13 protein-coding genes are annotated in these 21254 nt (G+C 74.4%); 8 read left to right on the top strand and 5 right to left on the bottom strand.

Going from position 1 to position 21254, the window contains the following annotated elements; genetic code table 11:
- The first annotated feature begins 90 nt into the window (after positions 1–90).
- Complete coding sequence (paaK, locus tag ACFYW5_RS16710; RefSeq protein WP_389417721.1) at positions 91–1404, top strand: phenylacetate--CoA ligase PaaK; 1314 nt, start codon at positions 91–93, stop codon at positions 1402–1404.
- Positions 1405–1429: 25 nt separating this feature from the next.
- Here paaK and ACFYW5_RS16705 read toward each other — a convergent pair whose 3' ends face one another.
- From ACFYW5_RS16705 to ACFYW5_RS16690, 4 genes are read right to left on the bottom strand one after another with little or no spacing between them, the layout of a single operon-like run.
- Positions 1430–1870: an RpiB/LacA/LacB family sugar-phosphate isomerase gene (locus tag ACFYW5_RS16705; RefSeq protein WP_389417720.1), complete on the bottom strand. Its 441-nt coding sequence runs from the start codon at positions 1868–1870 to the stop codon at positions 1430–1432.
- A gap of 26 nt (positions 1871–1896) precedes the next feature.
- Positions 1897–2322 carry a CBS domain-containing protein gene (locus tag ACFYW5_RS16700; protein ID WP_389417719.1) on the bottom strand — a complete coding sequence of 142 codons (426 nt, stop codon included), beginning with the start codon at positions 2320–2322 and terminating at the stop codon, positions 1897–1899.
- A 10-nt stretch (positions 2323–2332) separates the two neighbouring features.
- Positions 2333–4051 carry a DNA polymerase/3'-5' exonuclease PolX gene (polX, locus tag ACFYW5_RS16695; protein ID WP_389417718.1) on the bottom strand — a complete coding sequence of 573 codons (1719 nt, stop codon included), beginning with the start codon at positions 4049–4051 and terminating at the stop codon, positions 2333–2335.
- A gap of 28 nt (positions 4052–4079) precedes the next feature.
- The gene (locus tag ACFYW5_RS16690; RefSeq protein ID WP_389417717.1) at positions 4080–4742 is read right to left on the bottom strand and encodes a dienelactone hydrolase family protein; all 663 of its coding nucleotides are present in this window, start codon (positions 4740–4742) and stop codon (positions 4080–4082) included.
- 154 nt (positions 4743–4896) lie between these two features.
- On the opposite strand from ACFYW5_RS16690, the gene ACFYW5_RS16685 reads away from it, so the two are divergent.
- Genes ACFYW5_RS16685 through ACFYW5_RS16660 form a run of 6 tightly spaced genes read left to right on the top strand, consistent with a single transcriptional unit; the run spans position 4897 to position 18178 of the window.
- Positions 4897–5751 carry a DUF4132 domain-containing protein gene (locus ACFYW5_RS16685; RefSeq protein ID WP_389417716.1) on the top strand — a complete coding sequence of 285 codons (855 nt, stop codon included), beginning with the start codon at positions 4897–4899 and terminating at the stop codon, positions 5749–5751.
- A complete protein-coding gene (locus ACFYW5_RS16680; protein ID WP_389417715.1) occupies positions 5748–10697 on the top strand; it encodes a hypothetical protein in 4950 nt (1649 codons plus the stop codon). The genes ACFYW5_RS16685 and ACFYW5_RS16680 overlap by 4 nt, the downstream gene beginning before the upstream one ends.
- Complete coding sequence (locus ACFYW5_RS16675; RefSeq protein WP_389417714.1) at positions 10694–10969, top strand: hypothetical protein; 276 nt, start codon at positions 10694–10696, stop codon at positions 10967–10969. The genes ACFYW5_RS16680 and ACFYW5_RS16675 overlap by 4 nt, the downstream gene beginning before the upstream one ends.
- Positions 10966–12135 (top strand): AAA family ATPase, encoded by a 1170-nt coding sequence (locus ACFYW5_RS16670; RefSeq protein WP_389417713.1) that lies wholly within the window; start codon positions 10966–10968, stop codon positions 12133–12135. Before ACFYW5_RS16675 ends, ACFYW5_RS16670 begins: the two co-directional genes overlap by 4 nt.
- 5 nt (positions 12136–12140) lie before the next feature.
- The gene (locus ACFYW5_RS16665) at positions 12141–16193 is read left to right on the top strand and encodes a DUF5682 family protein (protein ID WP_389417712.1); all 4053 of its coding nucleotides are present in this window, start codon (positions 12141–12143) and stop codon (positions 16191–16193) included.
- On the top strand, positions 16190–18178 hold the full coding sequence (locus ACFYW5_RS16660) for a hypothetical protein (protein ID WP_389417711.1): 1989 nt from the start codon (positions 16190–16192) through the stop codon (positions 18176–18178). The genes ACFYW5_RS16665 and ACFYW5_RS16660 overlap by 4 nt, the downstream gene beginning before the upstream one ends.
- Positions 18179–18232: 54 nt before the next feature.
- On the opposite strand, the gene ACFYW5_RS16655 is transcribed toward ACFYW5_RS16660, so the two are convergent.
- Complete coding sequence (locus ACFYW5_RS16655) at positions 18233–19786, bottom strand: MFS transporter (protein WP_389417710.1); 1554 nt, start codon at positions 19784–19786, stop codon at positions 18233–18235.
- A 284-nt stretch (positions 19787–20070) separates the two neighbouring features.
- Between ACFYW5_RS16655 and ACFYW5_RS16650 the strand changes: the two genes are divergently transcribed.
- A complete protein-coding gene (locus ACFYW5_RS16650) occupies positions 20071–21249 on the top strand; it encodes a hypothetical protein (protein WP_389417709.1) in 1179 nt (392 codons plus the stop codon).
- Positions 21250–21254 lie beyond the last annotated feature (5 nt).

Genomic DNA, 21254 nt, shown 5'->3' with positions numbered 1-21254 from the left:
CGGACCGACTGGTTGTTTGACCGGTGCCGCATGCTGACCGAATGATCGGTCGGGGCACGAGGTGGTGGAGATGCCGACGAAGGAGTCCCGATGAGCAACCTGGGCGAACCCCTCCCCCACGACCTGCTGGACGACGGCGAAAGACTCACCCGCGAACAGCTCGGGGAACTCCAGCTCGACCGGCTGCGGGCGACCTTGCGGCACGCGTACGACCATGTCGAGCTGTACCGCAAGAAGTTCGACGAGGCCGGGGTCACCCCCGAGGACTGCCGCACGCTTGCGGACCTCGCCCGGTTCCCCTTCACCACCAAGGCCGACCTGCGGGACACCTACCCCTTCGGCATGTTCGCCGTGCCGATGTCGCAGGTGCGGCGCGTGCACGCCTCCAGCGGGACCACCGGCCGCCCCACGGTCGTCGGTTACACCGAGAACGACCTGTCGATGTGGTCGGACGTGGTCGCCCGCTCGATCCGGGCCGCCGGCGGCCGCCCCGGCCACAAGGTGCACATCTCCTACGGCTACGGCCTGTTCACCGGCGGACTCGGCGCGCACTACGGCGCCGAACGGGCCGGCTGCACGGTGATCCCCGCCTCCGGCGGCATGACGGCACGCCAGGTGCAGATCATCCAGGACTTCCGGCCCGAGATCATCATGGTCACCCCGTCCTACATGCTGACCCTGCTCGACGAGTTCGAGAAGCAGGGCGTCGATCCCCGCGACACCTCTCTGCGGGTCGGCATCTTCGGCGCCGAGCCGTGGACGGAGGAGATGCGCCGTGAGATCGAAGAGCGCGCGGGCCTCCACGCCGTCGACATATACGGGCTGTCCGAGGTGATCGGTCCGGGCGTGGCGCAGGAGTGCGTGGAGACCAAGGACGGGCTGCACATCTGGGAGGACCACTTCTACCCGGAGGTCGTCGACCCGGTCACGGACGAGATCATGGCCGAGGGCGAGGAGGGCGAGATCGTGTTCACCTCGCTCACCAAGGAGGCGCTGCCGATCATCCGTTACCGCACCCGGGATCTGACCCGGCTGCTGCCGGGCACCGCCCGCCCGGCCTTCCGCCGGATGCGGAAGGTCACCGGACGCTGCGACGACATGATCATCCTGCGAGGGGTGAACGTCTTCCCCACCCAGATCGAGGAGATCGTGCTGCGCACCCCCGCGGTGGCCCCGCACTTCCAGATCCGGCTCACCCGGCGCGGCCGGATGGACCACCTCACCGTCCGCGTAGAGGCCCGCCCCGACGCGGGCCCCGACCAGCGGCGGGCCGCCGCCGACGCCATCGCCCAAGGCGTGAAGGACGGCGTGGGGGTCAGCGTCGAGGTGGAGATCGTCGAGCCGGAGACCCTGGAGCGCTCGCTCGGCAAACTGAAGCGCGTGAAGGATCTCCGCCAGGCATAGGTCAGTTGCCGCCCCGCGTCCTGAGCTACCGGTCGAGCCGCTCGATGTGGGCCACGTTCCGCAGATCCTCGGCGTCCTGGCTGGCCTCGGCCGTGAACCAGGCGTCGAGGATCTCCTTCAGCAGGGGCTCGGAGGTCAGCCGCAGGCTGAGGGCGAGCACGTTGGCGTCGTTCCAGCGGCGGGCGCCGTCCGCCGTGGGGGCGTCCGTGCACAGGGCCGCCCGTACGCCGGGCACCTTGTTCGCGGCGATGGAGGCGCCGGTGCCGGTCCAGCAGCAGACCACGGCCTGATCGGCCGTACCGGCGGCGACCTCGCGGGCCGCCGCCGCGGAGCAGACCGCCCACTGGGGGTCCTCCCCGGGCCGCAGCGCACCGTGCGGCACGACCTGGTGGCCGCGCCGCTCCAGCTCCGCGAGGAGGAGGCGGGCCACGGGTTCGTCCATGTCGGAGGAGACGGAGATCCGCATGTCCGCGAGCCTACTCGGCCGCCCCGTCAGTGATTCGGGGTCGCGCGGCTGATGTCCGCCAGGGCGGTGTGCGGGTCCTCGGTGACGGCGAGGTCGCCGAGGCTGACCATGCCGACCGGGCAGCCCCCGTGCTCCACCACCGGCAGCCGCCGTACCGCGTGCCGGCGCATCAGCTCGATCGCGTGGTCGGTGCTGTCCTCGGGGCCCACGGTGACGACGGGCGGCCGGCTGCACACGGCCCCGACCGCGGTGGTGTGCGGGTCGCGGCCGTCGGCGATCGCCCGCACCACGATGTCGCGGTCCGTGAGCACTCCGAAGAGATCACTGTCGTAGACGACCAGGACGTCGCCGAGGTTCTGCTCGCTCATCACGCGGGCCGCCTTCTCCACCGTGGTCATCGGTTCGACGGCCACGGCTCCGGGCGACATCACGTCACGGATCCGGTGGATCATGGGGCACCTCCTAGGGCCGTTCCTTGCGCAGGAAGCGGCGCAGACGGGTCAGGGTCCAGGTGTTGATCACGTCGTCCGCGGTGAGCCAGCCGCGCTGGGCGGTCGCCACGCCGTGGCGCAGATTGGCCAGGTGGGGCACGGCGTGCGCGTCGCTGTCGATCGCGAACCGCACGCCGTACCGCTTGGCCCGCAGGATGTGCTCGTCGCCGAGGTCGAGCCGGTCCGGGTGGGCGTTGATCTCCAGGGCCGTGCCGGTGCGGGCGCAGGCGGCGAAGACCTCGTCGAGGTCGGCGTCGATGCCCGCCCGCCTGCCGATGAGCCGGGTGGTGGGGTGGCCGATGATGTGCACGTACGGGTTCTCGCAGGCCCGCACGAGCCTGCGGGTCAGGGCCGTCCGCCCCTGGTCGAAGTGCGAGTGGACCGAGGCCACGCACAGGTCGAAGCCGGCCAGGAACTGCTCCGGCCAGTCGACGTCCCCGTCGGGGCCGATGTTCAGCTCGGCCCCGTGCAGCAGCCGCATCCGCCCGGCATCCAGGCTTCGCACTTGCTCGCGCTGGGCGAGCATCCGCTCGTCGGTCATGCGCTGCATGGACAGGTCGGGACCGTGGTCGGTGATCGCGTAGTAGGCGTAACCGCGTTCGGCGGCCGCGGCGACCATGTCCTCCAGGGAGGCGAGCCCGTCGGTGAGGTCGGTGTGGGTGTGCAGATCGCCCCGTACGTCCGCCTCGGTGACCAGCTCGGGCAGCTCGTCGCGCAGCCCCGCCTCGATCTCCCCGCGGTCCTCGCGCAGCGTGGGCGCGATCCACGGCAGCCCGAGCCGGGCGTAGACGTCCTCCTCGGTCCGGGACACGATCTTCTTGCCGCTCTCGGCGTCGAACAGGCCGTACTCGGACAGCTTCAGCTTCTGGTGGACGGCGATCTCCCGGACCCGGATGTTGTGCGCCTTGGAGCCGGTGAAGTACAGCAGGGCCGCGCCCCAGGAATCCGGCGGTACAACGCGCAGGTCGACGGCGAGCCCCCGGTCGGTGCGCACGGAGGTCTTCTTCTCCCCCCGGGCGATCACCTCCGAGACGTACGGCAGCTCGGTGAGGGCCCGCATCACGGGCCCCGGCGTGCGGGCGGTGACCAGGACGTCGAGGTCGCCGATGGTCTCGCGGCCCCGCCGCAGCGATCCCGCGTACGCGCACCGCCACACGCCGCCGACCCCGGACAGCGCGGCGACGACCTCCTCGGCGAGCCCGGTGGCGACGTCGATCAGCACCCGGCCGCCGGAGGCGCGCAGCAGATCGATGCCGTGCAGCAGCTTCTCCTCGGTGCGCGGCCCGAAGCCCTTCAGATCGCGCAGCCGCTCCTGATGGATCGCGTCGGCCAGCTCGTCGATCGAGGAGATGCCCAGCTCTTCGTAGAGCATCAGGGCCTTCCTGGGGCCGAGGGAGGGGATCGCCGTCAGCCGGCGCACTCCGGCCGGGATCCTGGCGCGCAGTTCCTCGACCGCACCGACGCTGCCGCTGGTCAGGTACTCGGTGACTTTCTCGGCGATCGAGGTGCCGACCCCGGGGATCTCCTTGAGGCCCGTGGCGTCGAGCCGGGCGACGTCGGTGTGGTGGCCGCCGATCGCCCGGGCCGCCTTTTCGTAGACGCGTGCCCTGAACGCGTCTCCTCCGGTGATCGAGATCAGGTCCGCGTACTCCTGGAACAGCGCGGCGACCTCGTCGTTGGCCCGAGCCACACGTTCAGGGTAGGCACGCGGCGCGGGTTCAGTCGCCCGCGGAGGCCCGGACGTGGTCGGCGCACCACTGGCGGGCCGCGTCGGCGACCTCGTCCAGGGCGCCGGGCTCCTCGAACAGGTGGGTCGCGCCGGGCACGACATGCAGCGTGCAGGGCACCCGCAGCCGCCGCGCCGCCTCCTCGTTGAGCCGCAGCACCTCCCGGTCCCGCCCGCCCACGATCAGCAGCACGGGCGCGCGTACGGCGTCCAGGGCGTCCTCGGCCAGGTCGGGCCGTCCGCCCCGGGAGACCACGGTCAGCACGCGCGCGGGACGCTCGGCGGCGGCCATCAGGGCGGCGCCCGCCCCGGTACTGGCACCGAAGAGGGCGACGAGCAGCCCGCGGGTGTCGTCCCGCTCCGCCAGCCAGTCGATCGCGGCCACCAGCCGCCCGCCCAGCAGCGGAAGGTCGAAGCGGTGCTCGCCGGTGAGCTCGTCCCGCCGTTCCTCCTCCTCGCTGAGCAGGTCCATCAGCAGGGTGCCGAGCGCGGCCGTCCGCACCGCGGCGGCCACCTGCCGGTTGCGGGGACTGTGCCGGGAGCTGCCGCTGCCGTGCGCGAACAGCACCACCGCGCGCGCGGAGTCCGGCAGGACCAGGTCGCCCGCCAGTTCGATGCCCGGGCCCGCGGGCACCACGACCGAATGGGAGATCATCACCATCGCCTCCGCTCCCCGGGTTCCTCCGATCCGGCCGCGCAACCGGCCTGCCGGTGACCGGTTCCCGAAGAGGCCAAGGCCCCGGCGGGGCGTTGTCAGTGGTCTCGCCTAGAGTTCCCGTCACTTGATCACTGAGTGCGGGGAGGCACCTGTGGGGTGGGTGACGGCCGGCGACTACGAGGTCGCTCTGGACGCGGGGAAGGTCGTGTGCCGCAACGCGGCCGGGCGACGGCTGAAGTCGGTGCCGGCCAAACTCGCGGACGAGCCCGCGCTGGTGGGGCTGCGTCAGCTCGCCGAGTGGCTGGAGCGGCACGAACGGCAGTGCCTGACCGAGGTGGAGCGCTGGATGGTGCGCTCGCTTCCGGTGCCACTGGCGGTCGTCGCCCGGGTGTGGCCCGACCCGGCCTGGCAGCACGCCCTGCGCGACCTCGTGGTCACCGGCCCGGACGGCGCGGTCGCCGGCTTCCTGCGGGACGCCGACCCGGACCGCGGACTCGGGCTCGTCGACCTCGACGGCGACACCGTGCGCATCAGCCCCGAACTCGTGCGCATCCCGCACCCGGTGCTGCTGGAGGACCTGGAGGACTTGCGGGAGTTCGCCGTCGAACTCGGCGTCGAGCAGCGGGCCCAGCAGCTGTTCCGCGAGGTATGGCACCGCCCCGCGGATCTCGACGCCGATGCCACGGCCGTGGAGGACTACGCGGGCGGGGCCTTCAAGGAGCTGCGGTTCCTGCACGGCAGGACCACCCAGCTCGGCTACCGCGTCCGCGGCGGTGACGCCGTCTGCTCGCTGCGCGAGGACGGCCGCGCGCTCGAGGCCCGCGTCTGGATCGGCGACTACGACACCTACCTGGAGACCGAGACCGGCCCGCTCACCTGGACCGACGGCAGCGGCAAGGTGCTGAGGCTCGGTCAGGTCGGGCCGGTGGCCTGGTCGGAGGGGATGCGCATGGCGGCCGCGCTGTACGCCGGGCGCGACATCGAGGACGAGGAGAAGGCCGCATGAGCACGTACGACGAGACCACCGCGGCCGCGCTGCTGGAGGCGGGCGCCGTCCTGCCGCCGGGCACCACCGCCCGCGAGGACGCGGACACCCTCACCGTCCGCACCTACACCCACCCCGCACTGGACGACCGGCGCGTGGTCCGGCTGGTCCCGGGCACCCTCGGCGAGGCCGAGGACCTGGCCCTGGAGTTCCTCGGGCTGGCCCGCGAGCCCCAGGCGCCCGAGATCGGCCAGGTGCGCCGCGAGACCCTCGGCTTCCCGGCCTGGGCACTGGTCCACGACCCGGCCAACGGCCACCACGCCCTGGCCCTCGTCAAGGACGTCGAACGGCTCGCCCGCCAGGCCAAGTCCCGCCCCGGCACCGCCAAGGAGGGCTTCGAGGAGCTCGGCGAACGGCTCGGCCGAGCCGTCCCGCACTTCCTGCCGACCTTCTACGAACAGGCGGCCCGGATCTTCCTCCAGCACGAGAACACCACCTACGCGGCGGCCTTCTTCGGCAAGGCGCGCGAGGCCGAGCGGGTGCACGCGCTTGCCGTGGACGAGGACCGGCAGCGGGCGGTGTTCCTGGAGTTCGCCTTCGCCGGGGCGCTGACCGTCAAGGCCCTCAAGGAGCATGTGAAGGACCTCGCCCGGCGGCTGGACCCGCGGGAGGCGTGGGCGCAGTACCGGCAGCTGACGGTGGAGCGCTGCGCGGCCGGCATGCCGCCGTACGCCTCGCTGCCGCAGGACGCACGGAGCCTGATCAAGGCGGCCGGGCTGTCCCGGGTCACCGAGGAGTGCGAGCTGGTCGCCGACCTGATCGCCTCCCCGGCCGCCGTGCGGGCCCCGGCCTCCTTCTGGAACACCTACCGGGCCACCCTGACCGTCCTCGCCGAACAGCGCCCGGCGGTACGGGTGCGGCTGCTGGAGATCATGCCGAGCGGTCTCGGCCGCAGCGTCGAGGACGACGAGTTCTGGCTGGGGCTGCTCGCGGAGACCGGCGCCGACCGGTTGCTGACCGGCGAGGACGCCGAAGCGGCGGGCGCGGTCGACGCGGCGGACTGGCTCGGCCGCTGGGCGAGCCACCGCAAGCACGGCGCCGCGGTCTCCTGGCGCTCCCCCGCCACCCTCGCGCTGGTCGCGCGCATGGCGGACCGGCTGCGCGCCGACGCCCGGCCGGTCGACCTGTTCACCGGCCGCTGGCACGCCGGAGCCGACCCGGACCTCCTCGACCTGTGCGCGGCGCAGGACGTGCCGCTGGCGATGCCGGACGAGGACACCCGGGTCCATCTGGGGCTCGACCGGTGGCTGCGCGACGAGCGCGCCGGCCGCCGCGACCTGACGGCCACCGCTGCCGACCCCCGGCTGCGGCGGCTGCTGTACGAGGCGATCGGCACCCTGAGCGGCGACCATGCCCTGTCCGGCGTGCTGGAACCGGTCGCCGGGCATCCCGTACTGGGCGAGGTGCTGCGCGACTGGCTCGCCGACTCGGCCGCCGAGTACACCGGGGCGACCGGCCTGCCCGCGGCCCGCACGGCGCTGGAGCGGATGCGGCCCTTCCGTCCGGTGGCCGCCCGTGTCCACGCCGAGGCGGTCGCCCGTGTCGCCGCCCACGACGTCACGCCGGTGCTGGCGCGCACCCTGCGCGCGGGCATCCTGGACGAACTGGGCTGGCCCGCCCTGGAGGAGGGCCTGCGGCTGCTCGACACGGAGACCCGCGGCAAGGGCCACCACGACGAGCTGGCGGTCGGCGAGGCCTGGCCCGCACTGATCCTGTCCCGGGGACACAAGGCGGTCGTCGTCGGGCCCGAGAAGGTGCTGCTCGAGCACGATCTGCGGCTGCCCGTCGAGCTGGACCGCTGGAACCGCCCGCAGTTCCGCTGGACCGACGGCGAGCTGCTGGTGATGTGGCGGCAGGAGGGCAAGCAGGTCGGCTACTGGTCGGCCCGGCCGTCCGAGGTGTTCACCCTGGGCGGCGAACAGCTCGGCTACGGCTACGGTCGTCACCTCGGCTACCCCTCGATCCCGCTGCCCGGCGGCGGCCGGGCCACCGGCGGCCGCACCCTGCACGCCGGCGACACCGTCCTGCCCGCCGGCCGTGCCGTCATCGGCGACGGCACCACCTGCTGGCGCGAGGGCCGGCAGGGGCGGCAGGAAGTGTGGCTGGAGTACGACCCGGCGACCGGCACGCACGGGCGTGCCTCGCTGCCCGCCTTCCTGCGGTCCGCCGTCCGGGAGGACGCCCGGCTGGAGCAGCGCCTGTGCGAGGTCCTGCCCCTGCAACCGGGGCTGGAGCAGAGCCCGTTCGGCACCGACGGCACGGTCCTGGGCCGCTGGGTGCGCACCGCGGGGACGGGCGGCGAGGCGGTGACGACCGCCGGTACACCGGACGGCCGGACCGCGGTCCTGCGCCGCACCGGCGGCGTTCCGCTGGGCTGCCTGCGGCTGCCCGGGGGCGCCGCGCCGGTGGTCGCGATGACCGGCGGGCAGATCGGCCTGTTCGCGCCCGACGGCGGGCTGCTCGGCCGGGTGACCGTGGGCGAGCGCGGCAGCGAGTTCGCCGCCGGCAGCCGGTACGTACCTCCGGTGGCGTTCTGGCACGCGCTGCGCCCCCGCGACGAGCGGGCCTCGGCGGTGCTGCGCGCCCTGAGCGACGAGCGGGCGGCCGGCCTGCTGCGGGCCGGCACCGCCGCCCTGGCGGAGCACCGGGCGCAGCTCGCGGCGGCCGGTGACGCCGAGGCCCGCGGCAAGCTCCCCTCCGCCGACGAGGTCCTGGTGCGGGCCGTCGCGTCGGCACTGCCCGAGGTCACCGACGGGCGGCTGCTGCTGGGCGTCTCCGCCCTGGTCCGTGCGGCACTCCGGCTCACCGAGTCGGCCACCGCCCTCGCCGCCCCGCCCATCGAGCGGGACCGCCCGGACCGCCGCCGCACCGAGGGCATGTTCGCGGACTACCACCCCGAGCACGGCGACGACCGGACGCTGAACAGCGCCGCCGGTGGCATCGCCGGGCTGTGGGGAGGCTGGAGCAGCCAGCGCCAGTGGACCGCGCTGCGCCAGATCCGCGCGGTGAACCACGTGCTGTCCGGACAGCCCGCCGACGGCAAGCCGCTGTCCGCCGAACCCGGCCGGCCGGCCCCGCTCGGCGACGGCTGGACCAGCGACGAGCACACCGTCCCCGGCATCGGCATGATCTGGCCGTCGCTGCTGGGCGTGCTGCGCCCGCTCGCCTACCGCGCCGCCCTGCCGACGGTGTCCGAGGCCCAGCGCGAGGCGCTGCTCCTGCTGTTCGAGGCCCTCGCCGAAGGACCGCTCGCCGCACCCGGGGACAGCCTGCGCGAGGTCCTCCTCGGCGAGCCGCGCGACAACCAGCACCGCGTCGGCCAGGTACTGCGCCGGGACGGCCGTACCGTCGTCATTCTCGGCTGCCAGAACATCGACACCGCGCGCGGGAGGGTGAACTGGCTGGCCCTGGACCACGATCCGTCCGGCCGGTTCGGCGCGATCACCCACTTCACCCTGGAGCGCGAGACCCGGCACGGCCAGGGGTTCCCCGCCGACGGGCTCGCCGCGGTCGCCCGGCTCATCCGGGACAAGGGCGCGGCTCCCTGGCGGGCCGAGGCGCCCGAGGCGTTCGCCGCCGTGACGCGGGGCGGGCTCGGGCCGCTCCAGGCGACCGTGCTGCTGGCCGCCCAGCCGCGTGATCACGACGCGCAGACGCTCGCCGTCATGGGCCTGAAGCCGCGCCGGATGGACCAGGCGAACAGCATGCTCGACTCGCTCACCACGGAGGACCGCACCGCACTGCTCGGCGCCCTGCTGCCCGCCGACCCCGCCGACCTGTGGTCGACCGGGCCGGACCTGGAGGGCGCGGGCCGGGTGTGGGCCGAGCGGCTCGGCTCCGTCGTCCGGGTGCCCGAGGAACTCTCGGCGGACCTCGCCGGACTGCCCGCCGCCTCCGCCGGGGTGGTCCTCAACCCCGGGCGCACCCGCTGGATCAGCCGGACCACGGCCCTGCGCCCCGACAAGGACGGCAGCTGGGTCCCGGACGACCCGTCCGCCCTGCCCAGCCACTACGACCTGGGCAGCGCCGTGGCCGCCCTGGCCTCGCTCGCCTACGCCCTCCCCTACGGGCACCCCCTGCGCCCCGTTCTCCCGGAGAGCCTCGCCGCGCTGCGCCGCCGGTTCGCCGACCCGGAGCTGGTGCTCCCGCTCGGCGTGGAGTGGACGGAGAAGGGCGGCCCCACGGCCGTGGAGGTGCGCAAGGCGTACGGGCTCGCGGAGACCGGAGGCGCCGACGCGCAGGGCCAGATCCGCGTCGGCGAGGCGCTGGTGCTGCGGCCCTGGCACGGGGACAGCGAGATCACCCTGGTCCGCCCTGCGGGCCTGACCGGGCCGGACGACTCCGTGTTCGGCCTCCTGGAAGGGCTCGTCGGACCCCAGCGCGGCGCGGGACTGGGGTGGTTGCGGGCACTCCTCGGCGACGACCTCGCCCGGGCCGTCGCCGCCGACGGCCCCGCCGGGTACGCCCAGGACCCCATGGTCAGCGTGCCGGACCTGGTCACGGAGGTCGCCGCGGCCCACGGCCTGGGCGAGGACGCGGCGGCGCTCTACCTCCAGCTGCTCGCCCTGCCCGACCCGACGGACCGCAACTGCGCCCGCTGGACCGGCTGGAAGCCCGCCCGGCTGAAGAAGGCCCGCGTGGAACTGGCGGCGACCGGCCTGGTCGTCGAGGCCAAGCGGCCGCGCGCCGGGCGCGCCCTCTTCCTGCCCGGAGGCTGGCGCGACCTCAAGGGCGCCGCGCTGCCGGTGGAGAGCTGGAAGGAGGGCCTGTACGCGATACCCGAGCGGATGCGTACCGTGCCGCACCTCCCGCTGCCCGAACTGTTCGCCCGCGCCTGGGAACGGGTCCGCGCCGGCGACGCACCGGCGTACGAGGAGCTGATCACGCGGAGGGGACGCCGCCGATGACGACCCCGCGACTGGCCGGGCACATGCCGGCCGACCGGGAGAACCAGGTCGGCCAGACGCCGGCCGACCGGAAGGACCGGGCCACTCCGACGCCCGCCGACCGAAAATACCAGGCCGGCCACACACCCGCCGGCTGGAAGCACCAGGCCACGCGCACGCTTACCGACCGGAAGCACCGGGCCAGCCAGAAGCACCAGGCCATTCCCACGCCCGCCGACCGGAAGCACCACGCCAGCCACACGCCCACGGACCGGAAGAATCGCCGCCGATGACCTTCACCCTGCCCTCCGCCCCGGCCCGCCAGATCGTCCCGCCCGAGGATCTGCACGCCACCGAGCTGGCGTTCCTCGCCGCGTACGACGATGGGCCACGTCCGCCCGCCTGGCACCTCACGCCCCGGGCCGTCGTCACGTTCGTCATGGGCAGCGGCGGCCAGGCACTGAAGCTGCCCGACACCGCCGAGGTACCGGACGGCGTGCCGCGGCGCCTGACGGTGTCGGCCAAATTCGTCGGCGAGCGGGCGCTGGTCGAGCGGTGTGTCGTCACGCTCGCGGGAGAGCGCGGGCTGCTGCTGGTCGGCGAGCCCGGCACCGCCAAGTCCATGCTGTCCGAGCTGCTGTCGGCCGCCGTGTGCGGCACCAGCGGCCTGGTCGTGCAGGGCACCGCGGGCACCACCGAGGACCAGCTCAAGTACGGCTGGAACTACGCCCTGTTGCTGGCCCAGGGCCCCAGTCGGCAGGCGCTGGTGCCCTCGCCGGTGCTCACCGCCATGTCGCGGGGCGCCATCGCCCGGGTGGAGGAGGTCACCCGCTGTCTGCCGGAGGTGCAGGACGCGCTGGTCTCCCTGCTCTCCGAGCGGCGTATCGCCGTACCCGAACTGGCGGGCGGCGAGGATGCGTTGGCGCACGCCGCGCCCGGCTTCAACCTCATCGCCACCGCCAACCTGCGCGACCGGGGCGTCTCGGAGATGTCCGCCGCGCTCAAGCGCCGCTTCAACTTCGAGACGGTCGGCCCCATCGCGGACCTCGACGCCGAGACCGCGCTGGTGCGCAGTCAGGCGCGGGCGTCCGTGGAGCGGGCGGGTGCCGCCTTCCAGGTCGACGACGCGGTGCTGGAGGCCCTGGTCACCGCCTTCCGGGACCTGCGGGAGGGCCGGTCGGCGGAGGGCTGGGAGGTGGAGCGGCCGTCCACCGTGATGAGCACCGCGGAGGCGGTGTCGGTGGCGGGCGCGCTGGGTCTCGCGGCGGCGTACTTCCCGGGCGACCGCGATGTTCTCGGGCTCCTGCCGGGTCATCTGCTCGGGGTGGTCCGCAAGGACGACCCCGCCGACGCGGCCCGGCTGCGCGGCTACTGGGACGGCCCGGTCCGACGGCGCGCCGAGCAGGGCTCCGCCACCTGGCGCACCCTGTGGGACCTGCGCACGGTGCTGGAGGGCTGACGGTCATGCCCCTCTCCCCCGACGAGGCCGTGGCGGCCCTGACCGATCCGGCGGGGCCGTACCTCATCGGCGTACGGCACCACGCGCCGTCCCTGGCAGCGGCGGTGCCCGCCCTGCTGGACGCGGCGAAGCCGGACGTGGTGCTCGTCGAACTCCCCGCCGAGATGCAGGAGTGGCTGCCGTGGCTGGGCCACGAGGAGACCCGCGCCCCGGTCGCCCTAGCGGCAGCGCCGCCGGACGGGGGCGGCGGACCGGCGTTCTACCCGTTCGCCGACTTCTCCCCCGAGCTGGCCGCGATCCGCTGGGCGGCTCGGCGGGGGATCCCGGTCCTGGCCTGCGACCTGCCTCTGGCCGACCGGGCATGGGGAGCGGGACAAGCCGCGCTGCGCCCGGCGTCCGCCGGCCCGGGCGGGCGCGGTTCGGCGGGACCGGCGTCCGTCGCCCCAGGCAGGCGCGGTGCGGTCGAGTCGGCGCCCGTCGGTCCGGGGGGACGCGATGCGGCGGGGCCGACGGGCGTTGGCCCCGGGGGGTCCGATACGGCGGGACCCGTGCCCGTCCGCCCCGAGGGGCGCGGTGCGGTCGGGCCTGCGCCTGTCGACCCCGAGGGGCGCGGTTCGGAAGGATCCGCGTCCGTTCGCCCCGAAGGGCGCGGGCCGGTGGGACCGGCCTCCGGCGGCCCCGAGGGGCGCGATACGGCGGGACCCGCGTCCGTTCGCCCCGAAGGGCGCGGGCCGCTGGGACCGGCCTCCGGCGGCCCCGAGGGGCGCGATACGGCGGGACCGGTCTCCGTCGGTCCGGAGTCGGTGGGGTCGGCGGGGTCGGTGGGTGTCGGGCCTGGGATTGCCGATGCGTTGCGGGCCCGGCTCACCGGGCGTTCGGGGGACGATCTGTGGGACCGGCTCGTGGAGGCCACGGCGCCGGGCTCGCCGCCGGAGGCGCTGCGGCGGGCGGCGCTGCTGACGGGATGGGCGCTGCGCGAGGACGCGGCGGCCTCGGGGGGCGTGCCCGAGCTGGATCTGCGGCGCGAGCGGTGGATGCGGGCACGGCTGGCGGCGGCGACCGCCGACGGGGCGCGGGCCGCGCTGGTCGTCGGCGCGTTCCATGCCCCGGCACTGACCGCGGGCGAGCCCGCCCCGGAGCTGGACGCGCCCGCGGCGGGCGGGAGTTGGATCACCTCTCTCATCCCGTACACCTACGCCCTGCTGGACGAACGGTCCGGCTACCCGGCCGGTATCCGCGACCCGGAGTGGCAGCACCTGGTGCTGCGCGCGGCCGGGGATCCCGCCGCGCTGGAGGAGGCGCTGACCCGGGCGGCGGTGGAGGTGTGTGCCGCGTTGCGGTCGCTGGGGCATCCGTCGGGGCCCGCCGACGCGCGGGAGATCAGTCGGCTGGCCGGTGATCTGGCTCGGCTGCGGGGGCTGCCCGCGGCAGGGCGCGGCGAGTTGGCGGAGGCGGTGCAGACGGTGCTCGCGCAAGGCGAGCCGTACGGCCGGGGCAGGGCCGTCGCCCTGGCGATGGAGCGCGTCCTCGTCGGGACCCGTACCGGCCGGCCCGCGCCCGGCGCACCGCGCAGCGGCCTCGCTCCGGCGGTGGAGTCGGAGGTGGCCGCGCTCGGACTGCCCGGCCCGGGCCACGGCAGCGCCCCGCGTGATCTGCGGCTGAATCCGCTGCGGTCGGAAGTGGACCGCCGACGCGAGGTGCTGCTGCGGCGGCTGACGGTGTGCGGGGTGCCGTACGGGCGGGCCCAGGAGGTGGCCGGGGCGGGCGGGGCCGAGGCGCTCACCTCGCGGTGGGAGGTGCGCTGGACTCCCGCCACGGCGGCGATGCTGACCGCGGCGGGCGTACGCGGGGTCACGGCGGCGCAGGCCGCCGAGGGTGTGCTGCGCGAGCGTCGGCGCACGGAGCGGGACGAGGGCGGCAGTATGGCCGAGCAGACGCTGCGGGGACTGCGGGAGGCGGCGGAGTGCGGACTGCCCGCCCTCGCGGACGAACGGCTCGCCGATGTCGCCGACGTGCTGCCCCACTCCGGTACCCTCCCCGAACTCCTCGCCGCCCTCGCCCTGTCGGACCGGCTGCGCGCCGGTCACATCCCGGGGCTCGGCGCCGACGAGGACCGTACGGCGAGGGCCGCCGCCGTGGCCGAGCTGCTGACGTCCGCCGCGGTGCGACAGGTGGACGGGCTCACCGGTTCCGAGGACCCGGCGGACGCCCACGCCCTGCTCGAACTGGCCCACCGTGCCGACGAGTTGGGCGACATCCGGCTCGCCGACGCGCTGGCCCGGCTGGCCGCCGACGGTTCGCCGCTGATGCGGGGCGCCGCAGGGGCCGTACGGGTGCTGCTCGGACACGAGGCGCCCGGCGCGCTGGGCGGCCGTATCGCCTCCTGGGTCGACTCGGCGACCGGGCCGGAGTCCCGGTCTGATCTCACCGCGCGCCTCACGGGCGTACTGACCGCGGCCGGACCGCTCCTGGAGTCGGCCTCGGCCGCGCTGGAGCCGCTGCTGAGCCGGGTGGTGGAGGTGTCCGACCGGGCGTTCCTCGACCGCCTGCCCGCGCTGCGGGGCGGGTTCGACACGCTCAGCCCGGCGGCGCGTGAACGCCTGCTGTCCGCCGTCGAGGAGCGGCTGGGCGGCACGGCAGACGTGACCGACATCGGTGCGGTGGAGCCCGCCGCGCTCGCCGCCTGGACCCGCGCGGATCTGGTGGCCCGGGCGGGGCTGGAGGGGCTGGGGCTGCTGCCGGCACCGCGAGCCCTCCCGGCGGCGTCGGCTGCCCTTCCGGCGGTGGTTGCCGCTCCGGCGGCGTCGGCTGCCCCTCCGGCGGCGGCACGATCAGTCCCGGTCGCGGCACGATCCATCCAGGTGGCGCCACAATCACACCCGGTGGCGCCACTAGCCCTTCCGGCGGCGCCCGAAGAGCCCGGGACCGCTCCGGTCCTGGAGGATGACCGCCTCTCCCCCGCCGACCGCTGGCGGCTCGTGCTGGGCCGGCGCACCGATCAACTGCCGCGTTCCGCCGCCGGTTTGGCGACCGCGCTGGACGAGTTGTACGGCACCGGGCGCGGTGAGGGCAGTCGAGGCGGGCTGCCCGGCGCGGGCGGCCGTGGCGGCGGTCGGGAGGCCCCCTATCCCGGGGTGCGGGAGTGGTCCGAGGAACTGGCGGCGCTGTTCGGGCCGGGGATCCGGGAGGAGGTGCTGGCGGCAGCGGCGGCGTCGGGGCGGACCGATGTGCTGGCCGAGCTCGATCCGGAGCGTGCGCGGCCCTCGGTGGATCTGCTGCGGACGGTGCTGCGGCATGCGGGCGGACTGCCCGAGGCCCGGCTGGCCGCACTGCGCCCGCTCGTGCGGCGTCTGGTGGACGCGCTGACCCGGGAGCTGGCCACGCGGCTGCGACCGGCCCTGCACGGTACGGCTCTGCCGCGGCCGGGGCGGCGGCCGGGCGGGGGCCTGGACCTGCCGCGCACCCTGCGCGCCAACCTGGCGACGGCGCGGCGCGGCCCGGACGGGCGGATCGTGGTCGTCCCCGAGCGGCCGGTGTTCCGTACGCGGGCGAAGCGGGCCGCGGACTGGCGGCTGATCCTGGTCACGGACGTGTCGGGGTCGATGGAGGCGTCCACGGTGTGGGCCGCCCTCACCGCCTCCGTGCTGGCGGGAGTGCCGACGCTGTCCACGCACTTCCTCGCCTTCTCCACGGAGGTCATCGACCTCACCGGCCATGTCGACGACCCGCTGTCCTTGCTGCTGGAGGTCAGCGTGGGCGGCGGCACGCACATCGCCGCGGGGCTGCGGCACGCGCGGGAGCTGGTGACCGTGCCGTCGCGGACGCTCGTCGTGGTCGTCAGCGACTTCGAGGAGGGCTATCCGCTCGGCGGGCTGCTAGCCGAGGTGCGCGCCCTGGTCGGGGCCGGCTGCCAGGTGCTGGGCTGCGCGAGCCTCGACGACGCGGGCCGCCCCCGCTACTCCACCGGCGTGGCGGGACAGCTCGTCGCCGCGGGCATGCCGGTGGCCGCCCTCAGTCCGCTCGAACTCGCCCGCTGGGTAGGGGAGAAGATCGCATGAGCCCGGGCCTTCCGCCGGTCGCGCCGGATGTGACCGCAGAACTGGTCGAAGCGCTGTCGCCCCGGCTGCGCAAGCGGCTGGACGCGGGTGTCGCCAAGCTGGCCGGGCGTCCGGCCGTCGTGAACGGCGACACGGTACGCGTGGCCGTGGACGACGACACCGACCTCGAACTGCACGCGCCGGGCGGGGTGGTGAGCAGCGCGGACGCGATCCGGTGCGGGTGCCTGCTGGCGCCGGCCTGTCTGCACCGGGCCGCGATCGCATCGGCGGCACCTGTCGCGGACGCCCCGGCCCCGGACGACGCCGCGGAGCCGACGGCGACCACGGCAGCGCCACCGGATCCCGACCCGGCGGCGGCCACGCCAGCACCACCGGATCCCGACCCGACGACGGGCTCGGCAGGCCCGTCGAGTTCCGACCTCACAGAGGACACGGCATCCCCGCCGAACCCCGCCCCCACGACGACCACAGCAGCACCGCCAGATCCCCTCCCGACGTCGAACACCACAACGCCACCGGATCCCAACCCCACGACGACCCCGCCAGCCCCGCCGAACCCCGCCCCCGCGACGTCCACAGCACCACCACCGGAGCCCGACCCCACCGCAACCCCCGGCCAACTCACCGCCGTTCACGCCCTGCGCGCCGCGGCGGCCGCCGTGCTCGACGCCGGTACGGACGGCGCCGGGGCCGTCGTGCAGGCGGAGTTGCTGCGCGCGGCGCACACCGCGCGGCTCGCCGGGCTGCCCCGGGCCGCCGCGGCCGCGGTCGCCGTGGTCACCGGGCTGCGCGCGGCGCGCGGAGCGGATCCGTCGTACCGCCTCGCCGACCTCGTCACCGCGCTCCACGCCGTGCTGAGCGCCGCGCACCGCCTGCCGCGCGCCACCGGCCCCGAACTGGCGGCGCTGCGCGGCAGCGTGCGGCAGCCGTACACCCCGGACGGCTCCCTGCGGCTGTACGGCCTCTTCTCGGAGCCGGTCCTCACGGCGACCGGTTACGCGGGCGCCGTGACCTGGACCGCCGACGCGCAGGGCCGCCTGTACACGGTGTCCGACGTCGCGCCGGGCGGGGCGGGCCGCGCGGTCGGCGCCGCCGAGCGTGCCGTACGCATTGGAGACACCGCGCTGACGCACCGGGAGTTGTCCCGCGCGGGGCTCGCGGTGTCCGGGGCGACGGTGTCGCCGACCGGGCGGCTGGGCGCGGGCAAGGGGGTACGGGCTGTGCGCGCGGCCGGGGTGGCGTGGGACGGCGATCCGCTGCACCGGCTGTGGGCCGTGCCGGTTGCCGAGCAGGCGCTGCGGGCTCTGTCCGAGGACGGGCACGACCTGCTGTTCCTGGACGTCACGCTGCTCGGCACGGTCCGTGAGGCGGCGGGTGACTGTCTGCTAGCCGACTGCGGCGGTCTGACGGTCCGTCTTGCCGCCGCCCATGACCATCCGGCGCTTCCCGACCGCGACAACCTGCGGCTGCTGGCCGCCGCGCCGGGCGCCCGGCTGCGCGTCGTGGCACGTCTCTCCCGCGCCCCGCACGCCCGCGCCCTCCTGCTGGCCACGGCCCACCCCGCCGACCCCGACGCCCGCGTGGACCTGGGTTTCGACCGCCTCCAGCACGCGGACCTGCCCGGCCCCGCACCCACGGCTCCCGCACCGGCGGTTGTCGCATCCCCTCCCGATGAACCCCCGCTGCACCTGCTGCGCCGCCGAGTGCAACAGGCCGCCTCGGGGGGCCGCCGGGTGCTGGCGTTCCCCGGCGACAGCGCCTCCGACGCCCGGCGTCTGGGCCGCCTCGGTCTCGCCACCGCTGGGGACCTGCTGGAGGAGCTGCACGCGGCGGCCGCGGACCGGGATCGCGATGCCTTCGGCCGCCTGATCCCTGCCGACGCCGATCGTTTCGCCCGAGCCTGGCTGGGTGCGGCCCACTACACGGCCGAGGTGGAGCGGACGCTGTGCGCGGCGGCCTGGGGAGCGGAGCCGGGCCTGGCGTGAGGTGGCATCCCTCATACCGGTCCCAGCGTCGCTCCTACCGGTCCCGGCATTCCCTCACACCGGCCCCGGCATCCCTCCCCCGCCCTTGAGCCGTTCCAGGTCGGACGGCCGGACCTGGATGGCCAGCACCGCGATCAGCGCCGCGACCACGGTGAAGATCGCCGCTGTGATGAAGGCCGAGGAGACTCCGGCGGTGAGCACCTCGTCCGACCAGGGTGGCGGCAGCTCGCCGGTGCGCTCGAAGCGCAGGCGTTCGGCGGGGGTGGCCTGGGCGAGGTAGTCCGGTACCTGTTTGTCCGCCTCGTTCCTGCTCGCCGTGCCGAACATCGTGACCAGGATGGACAGGCCGAGCGAGCCGCCGACCTGCTGCGTGGCGTTGAGGAGCCCGGAGGCCGCGCCGGTCTCCCGGACCGAGACGTTGGACAGCGCCATCAGCGTGAGCGAGACGAACTCCATGCCCATGCCGAGGCTGAAGACGAGCATCGGTCCGAGGACGCTGCCGGCGTAGGTGGAGTTGACGTCGGTGAGGGTCAGCCAGCTCAGACCGGCCGCGGCCAGGATGGCGCCGGCCACCATGAAGGGTTTGGGCCCGTACGTGGGCAGGAACTTGGACGCGAGACCGGCGCCGATCGCGATGACCGCGCTGACCGGCAGGAAGGCGAGCCCGGCCTGCAACGGGCTGAAGTCCAGCACGTTCTGCACGAAGAGGGTCAGGAAGAAGAACATGCCGAAGATCGCGGCGGCCAGGCACAGCATGATGCCGTAGGTGCCCGCGCGGTTGCGGTCGAGGAACATGTGCAGCGGCGTGATGGGCTGGGTGGACCGGCGTTCCACCAGGATGAACGCGGCGAGGAGGAGTACGGCCGCGGCGAACGAGGCCAGGGTCAGCGGGTCGCGCCAACCGTCCTGCGCGGCTCGGATGAAGCCGTACACCAGCAGCACCATGCCCGCGGTGGAGGTCAGGGCGCCGGTGATGTCGAAGTGGCCGGGGTGGCGTTCGGACTCCTTGATCCAGCGGGGTGTGGCGAGCGCGATGAGCAGTCCGATGGGGACGTTGACGAAGAGGACCCATCGCCAGTTCAGCCACTCCACGAGCATGCCGCCGGCCAGCAAGCCGATCGCGCCGCCGCCCGCCGAGACGGCGGCGAACACGCCGAACGCCCGGTTGCGTTCCGGGCCTTCGCGGAAGGTGGTGCTGATCAGAGCGAGGGAGGTCGGGGAGGCGATGGCGCCGCCAACGCCCTGGAGGGCACGTGCGGCCAGGAGTTGGGGCTCGTTCTGGGCGAACCCGCCGAGCAGGGAGGCGAACACGAAGAGCAGCACGCCGAAGATGAACACCCGCCGTCGGCCGAGGATGTCTCCTGCCCGGCCACCGAGGAGCAGCAGTCCGCCGAAGGTCAGGGTGTAGGCGTTGACCACCCAGGACAGGCTGGTGGTGGAGAAGTCCAGGGAGCGCTGAATGTCGGGCAGCGCGATGTTCACGATGGTGATGTCCAGGACCACCATCAGCTGGCACGAGGCGATGACGAACAGGGCCATCGCGTTCCCGCCACCGCCGTTCTCCTTGGCGGTGGTCTGCGGGGATGTGGGCTGCGGGCTAGAGCTCATGTCGTGTCGCACTCTCGGGGCTTGCACCCTCGTGAGGGGTCGGTGAACGGCTCCGTCCACCGTCGGTCCACCGTTCGACCGTACGCCGGTGCCCGGGCGGTCACCACTCGATCAACCGCACCCCCTTGACGCTCGGGAGGGCCGTTGGCACACTCCCGGGCCATCGCAGAAAACGCTTGCTATGTCACGCGCCGTGTGTGAATCGATTCAATCACCGCGTATTCCACACCGCAGGTGACCAAGGCGCGTCCCCGCGCCCCCAACCCCCCATAGGAGAAGCCGAGATGGCACATCGAGCCGCAACAGCCCGCCGCAGGCGCGCCGTTGTCACCGCAGCCTGCGCCACCGCCCTGCTCACCGGCGCCGCCTTACTGTCCGAGCCCGCGACCGCGGCCGCACCGCAGCCCGCCGCGGCCTGCGGTGAGGGCACCTACCAGGCGGAGGCGGTGCTCAGCGGCAGCACCTGGACCGCCCGCCGCGGCAGTTCCGTGGTCTACACCGGCACGGACATGCGCGCGGCGATGCAGGCCGCCGTCAGCAGCCTGACGGCGGGCCGCACATCGAAGGAACGGGTCGTCGTACGCGGCTCGGGGTCGATCAGCGCCGGGTCCCGGGTCTCCCTGCCCAGCTACACGGTCCTCGACGTCTGCGGCACGATCAACGTCACCGGATCGGGCTCCGGCGACCAGGCCCCGGTCTACGCCCGGGGCGTCCGCGACATCGAGGTCCAGCATCTCAACGTCACCGGCGCACCGCTCTACGGCATCTTCATGCGCAACGTCCAGAACGTCGTGCTCGGCCAGATCGACATGCGCCTGTCGGCCGGGCTCGGGGTCCGCATCGACAACCGCGGCGACACCAGCCAGTGGACCCGCAACGTCCGCATCGACAGCGTGTACGTGTCCGGCGCGAGCAGCCACGCGGTGGAGACGTACGGCGTGGACGGCCTCACCGTCGGCACGGTCACCGCCCGCAACGTGGGCCACTCGGGCCTGCTGCTGAACCAGACGATCAACGCCACCGTCACCAGGGTCGACGCCGACGGCGCGGGCACCGGCACCGGTTACGCGGCCTTCCGCATGGCCAACCGCAATGGCCGGGTGGGCAGTTCGTATCCCACCAACATCCGGGTGGGCGAGGTGATCGCGCGCGGCGGCGGACGCGGGGTGTTCTGTGTGTCGGAGAGCGGCGGGGCGGTCATCGACCGGGTCAACCTGTCGAACACGGGCAACAACGCGATCCTGATCGAGAACTGCACCAACGTGAACATCGCCGCCCAGAGCGGCAGCGTCACCGGCGGCGGCGAGATCCGGCTCGCGGCCCGTTCGGAGTTCCCCAACAACTCCGACATCACCATCCAGAACCTCACGGTCACCAACTCGGCGATCAACGAGAACCCCTGCGGGACCAACACCACGTTCCGCAACAACACGCTCGTCAACAGCCGGCAGACCATCTGCTGAACCGC

It is taken from the genome of Streptomyces sp. NPDC002779 (assembly GCF_042888685.1).
In the GTDB taxonomy this organism is placed as follows: domain Bacteria; phylum Actinomycetota; class Actinomycetes; order Streptomycetales; family Streptomycetaceae; genus Streptomyces.
The sequence above is the reverse complement of the archived record's forward strand: the minus strand, read 5'-3'. Positions and strand labels throughout refer to the sequence as shown.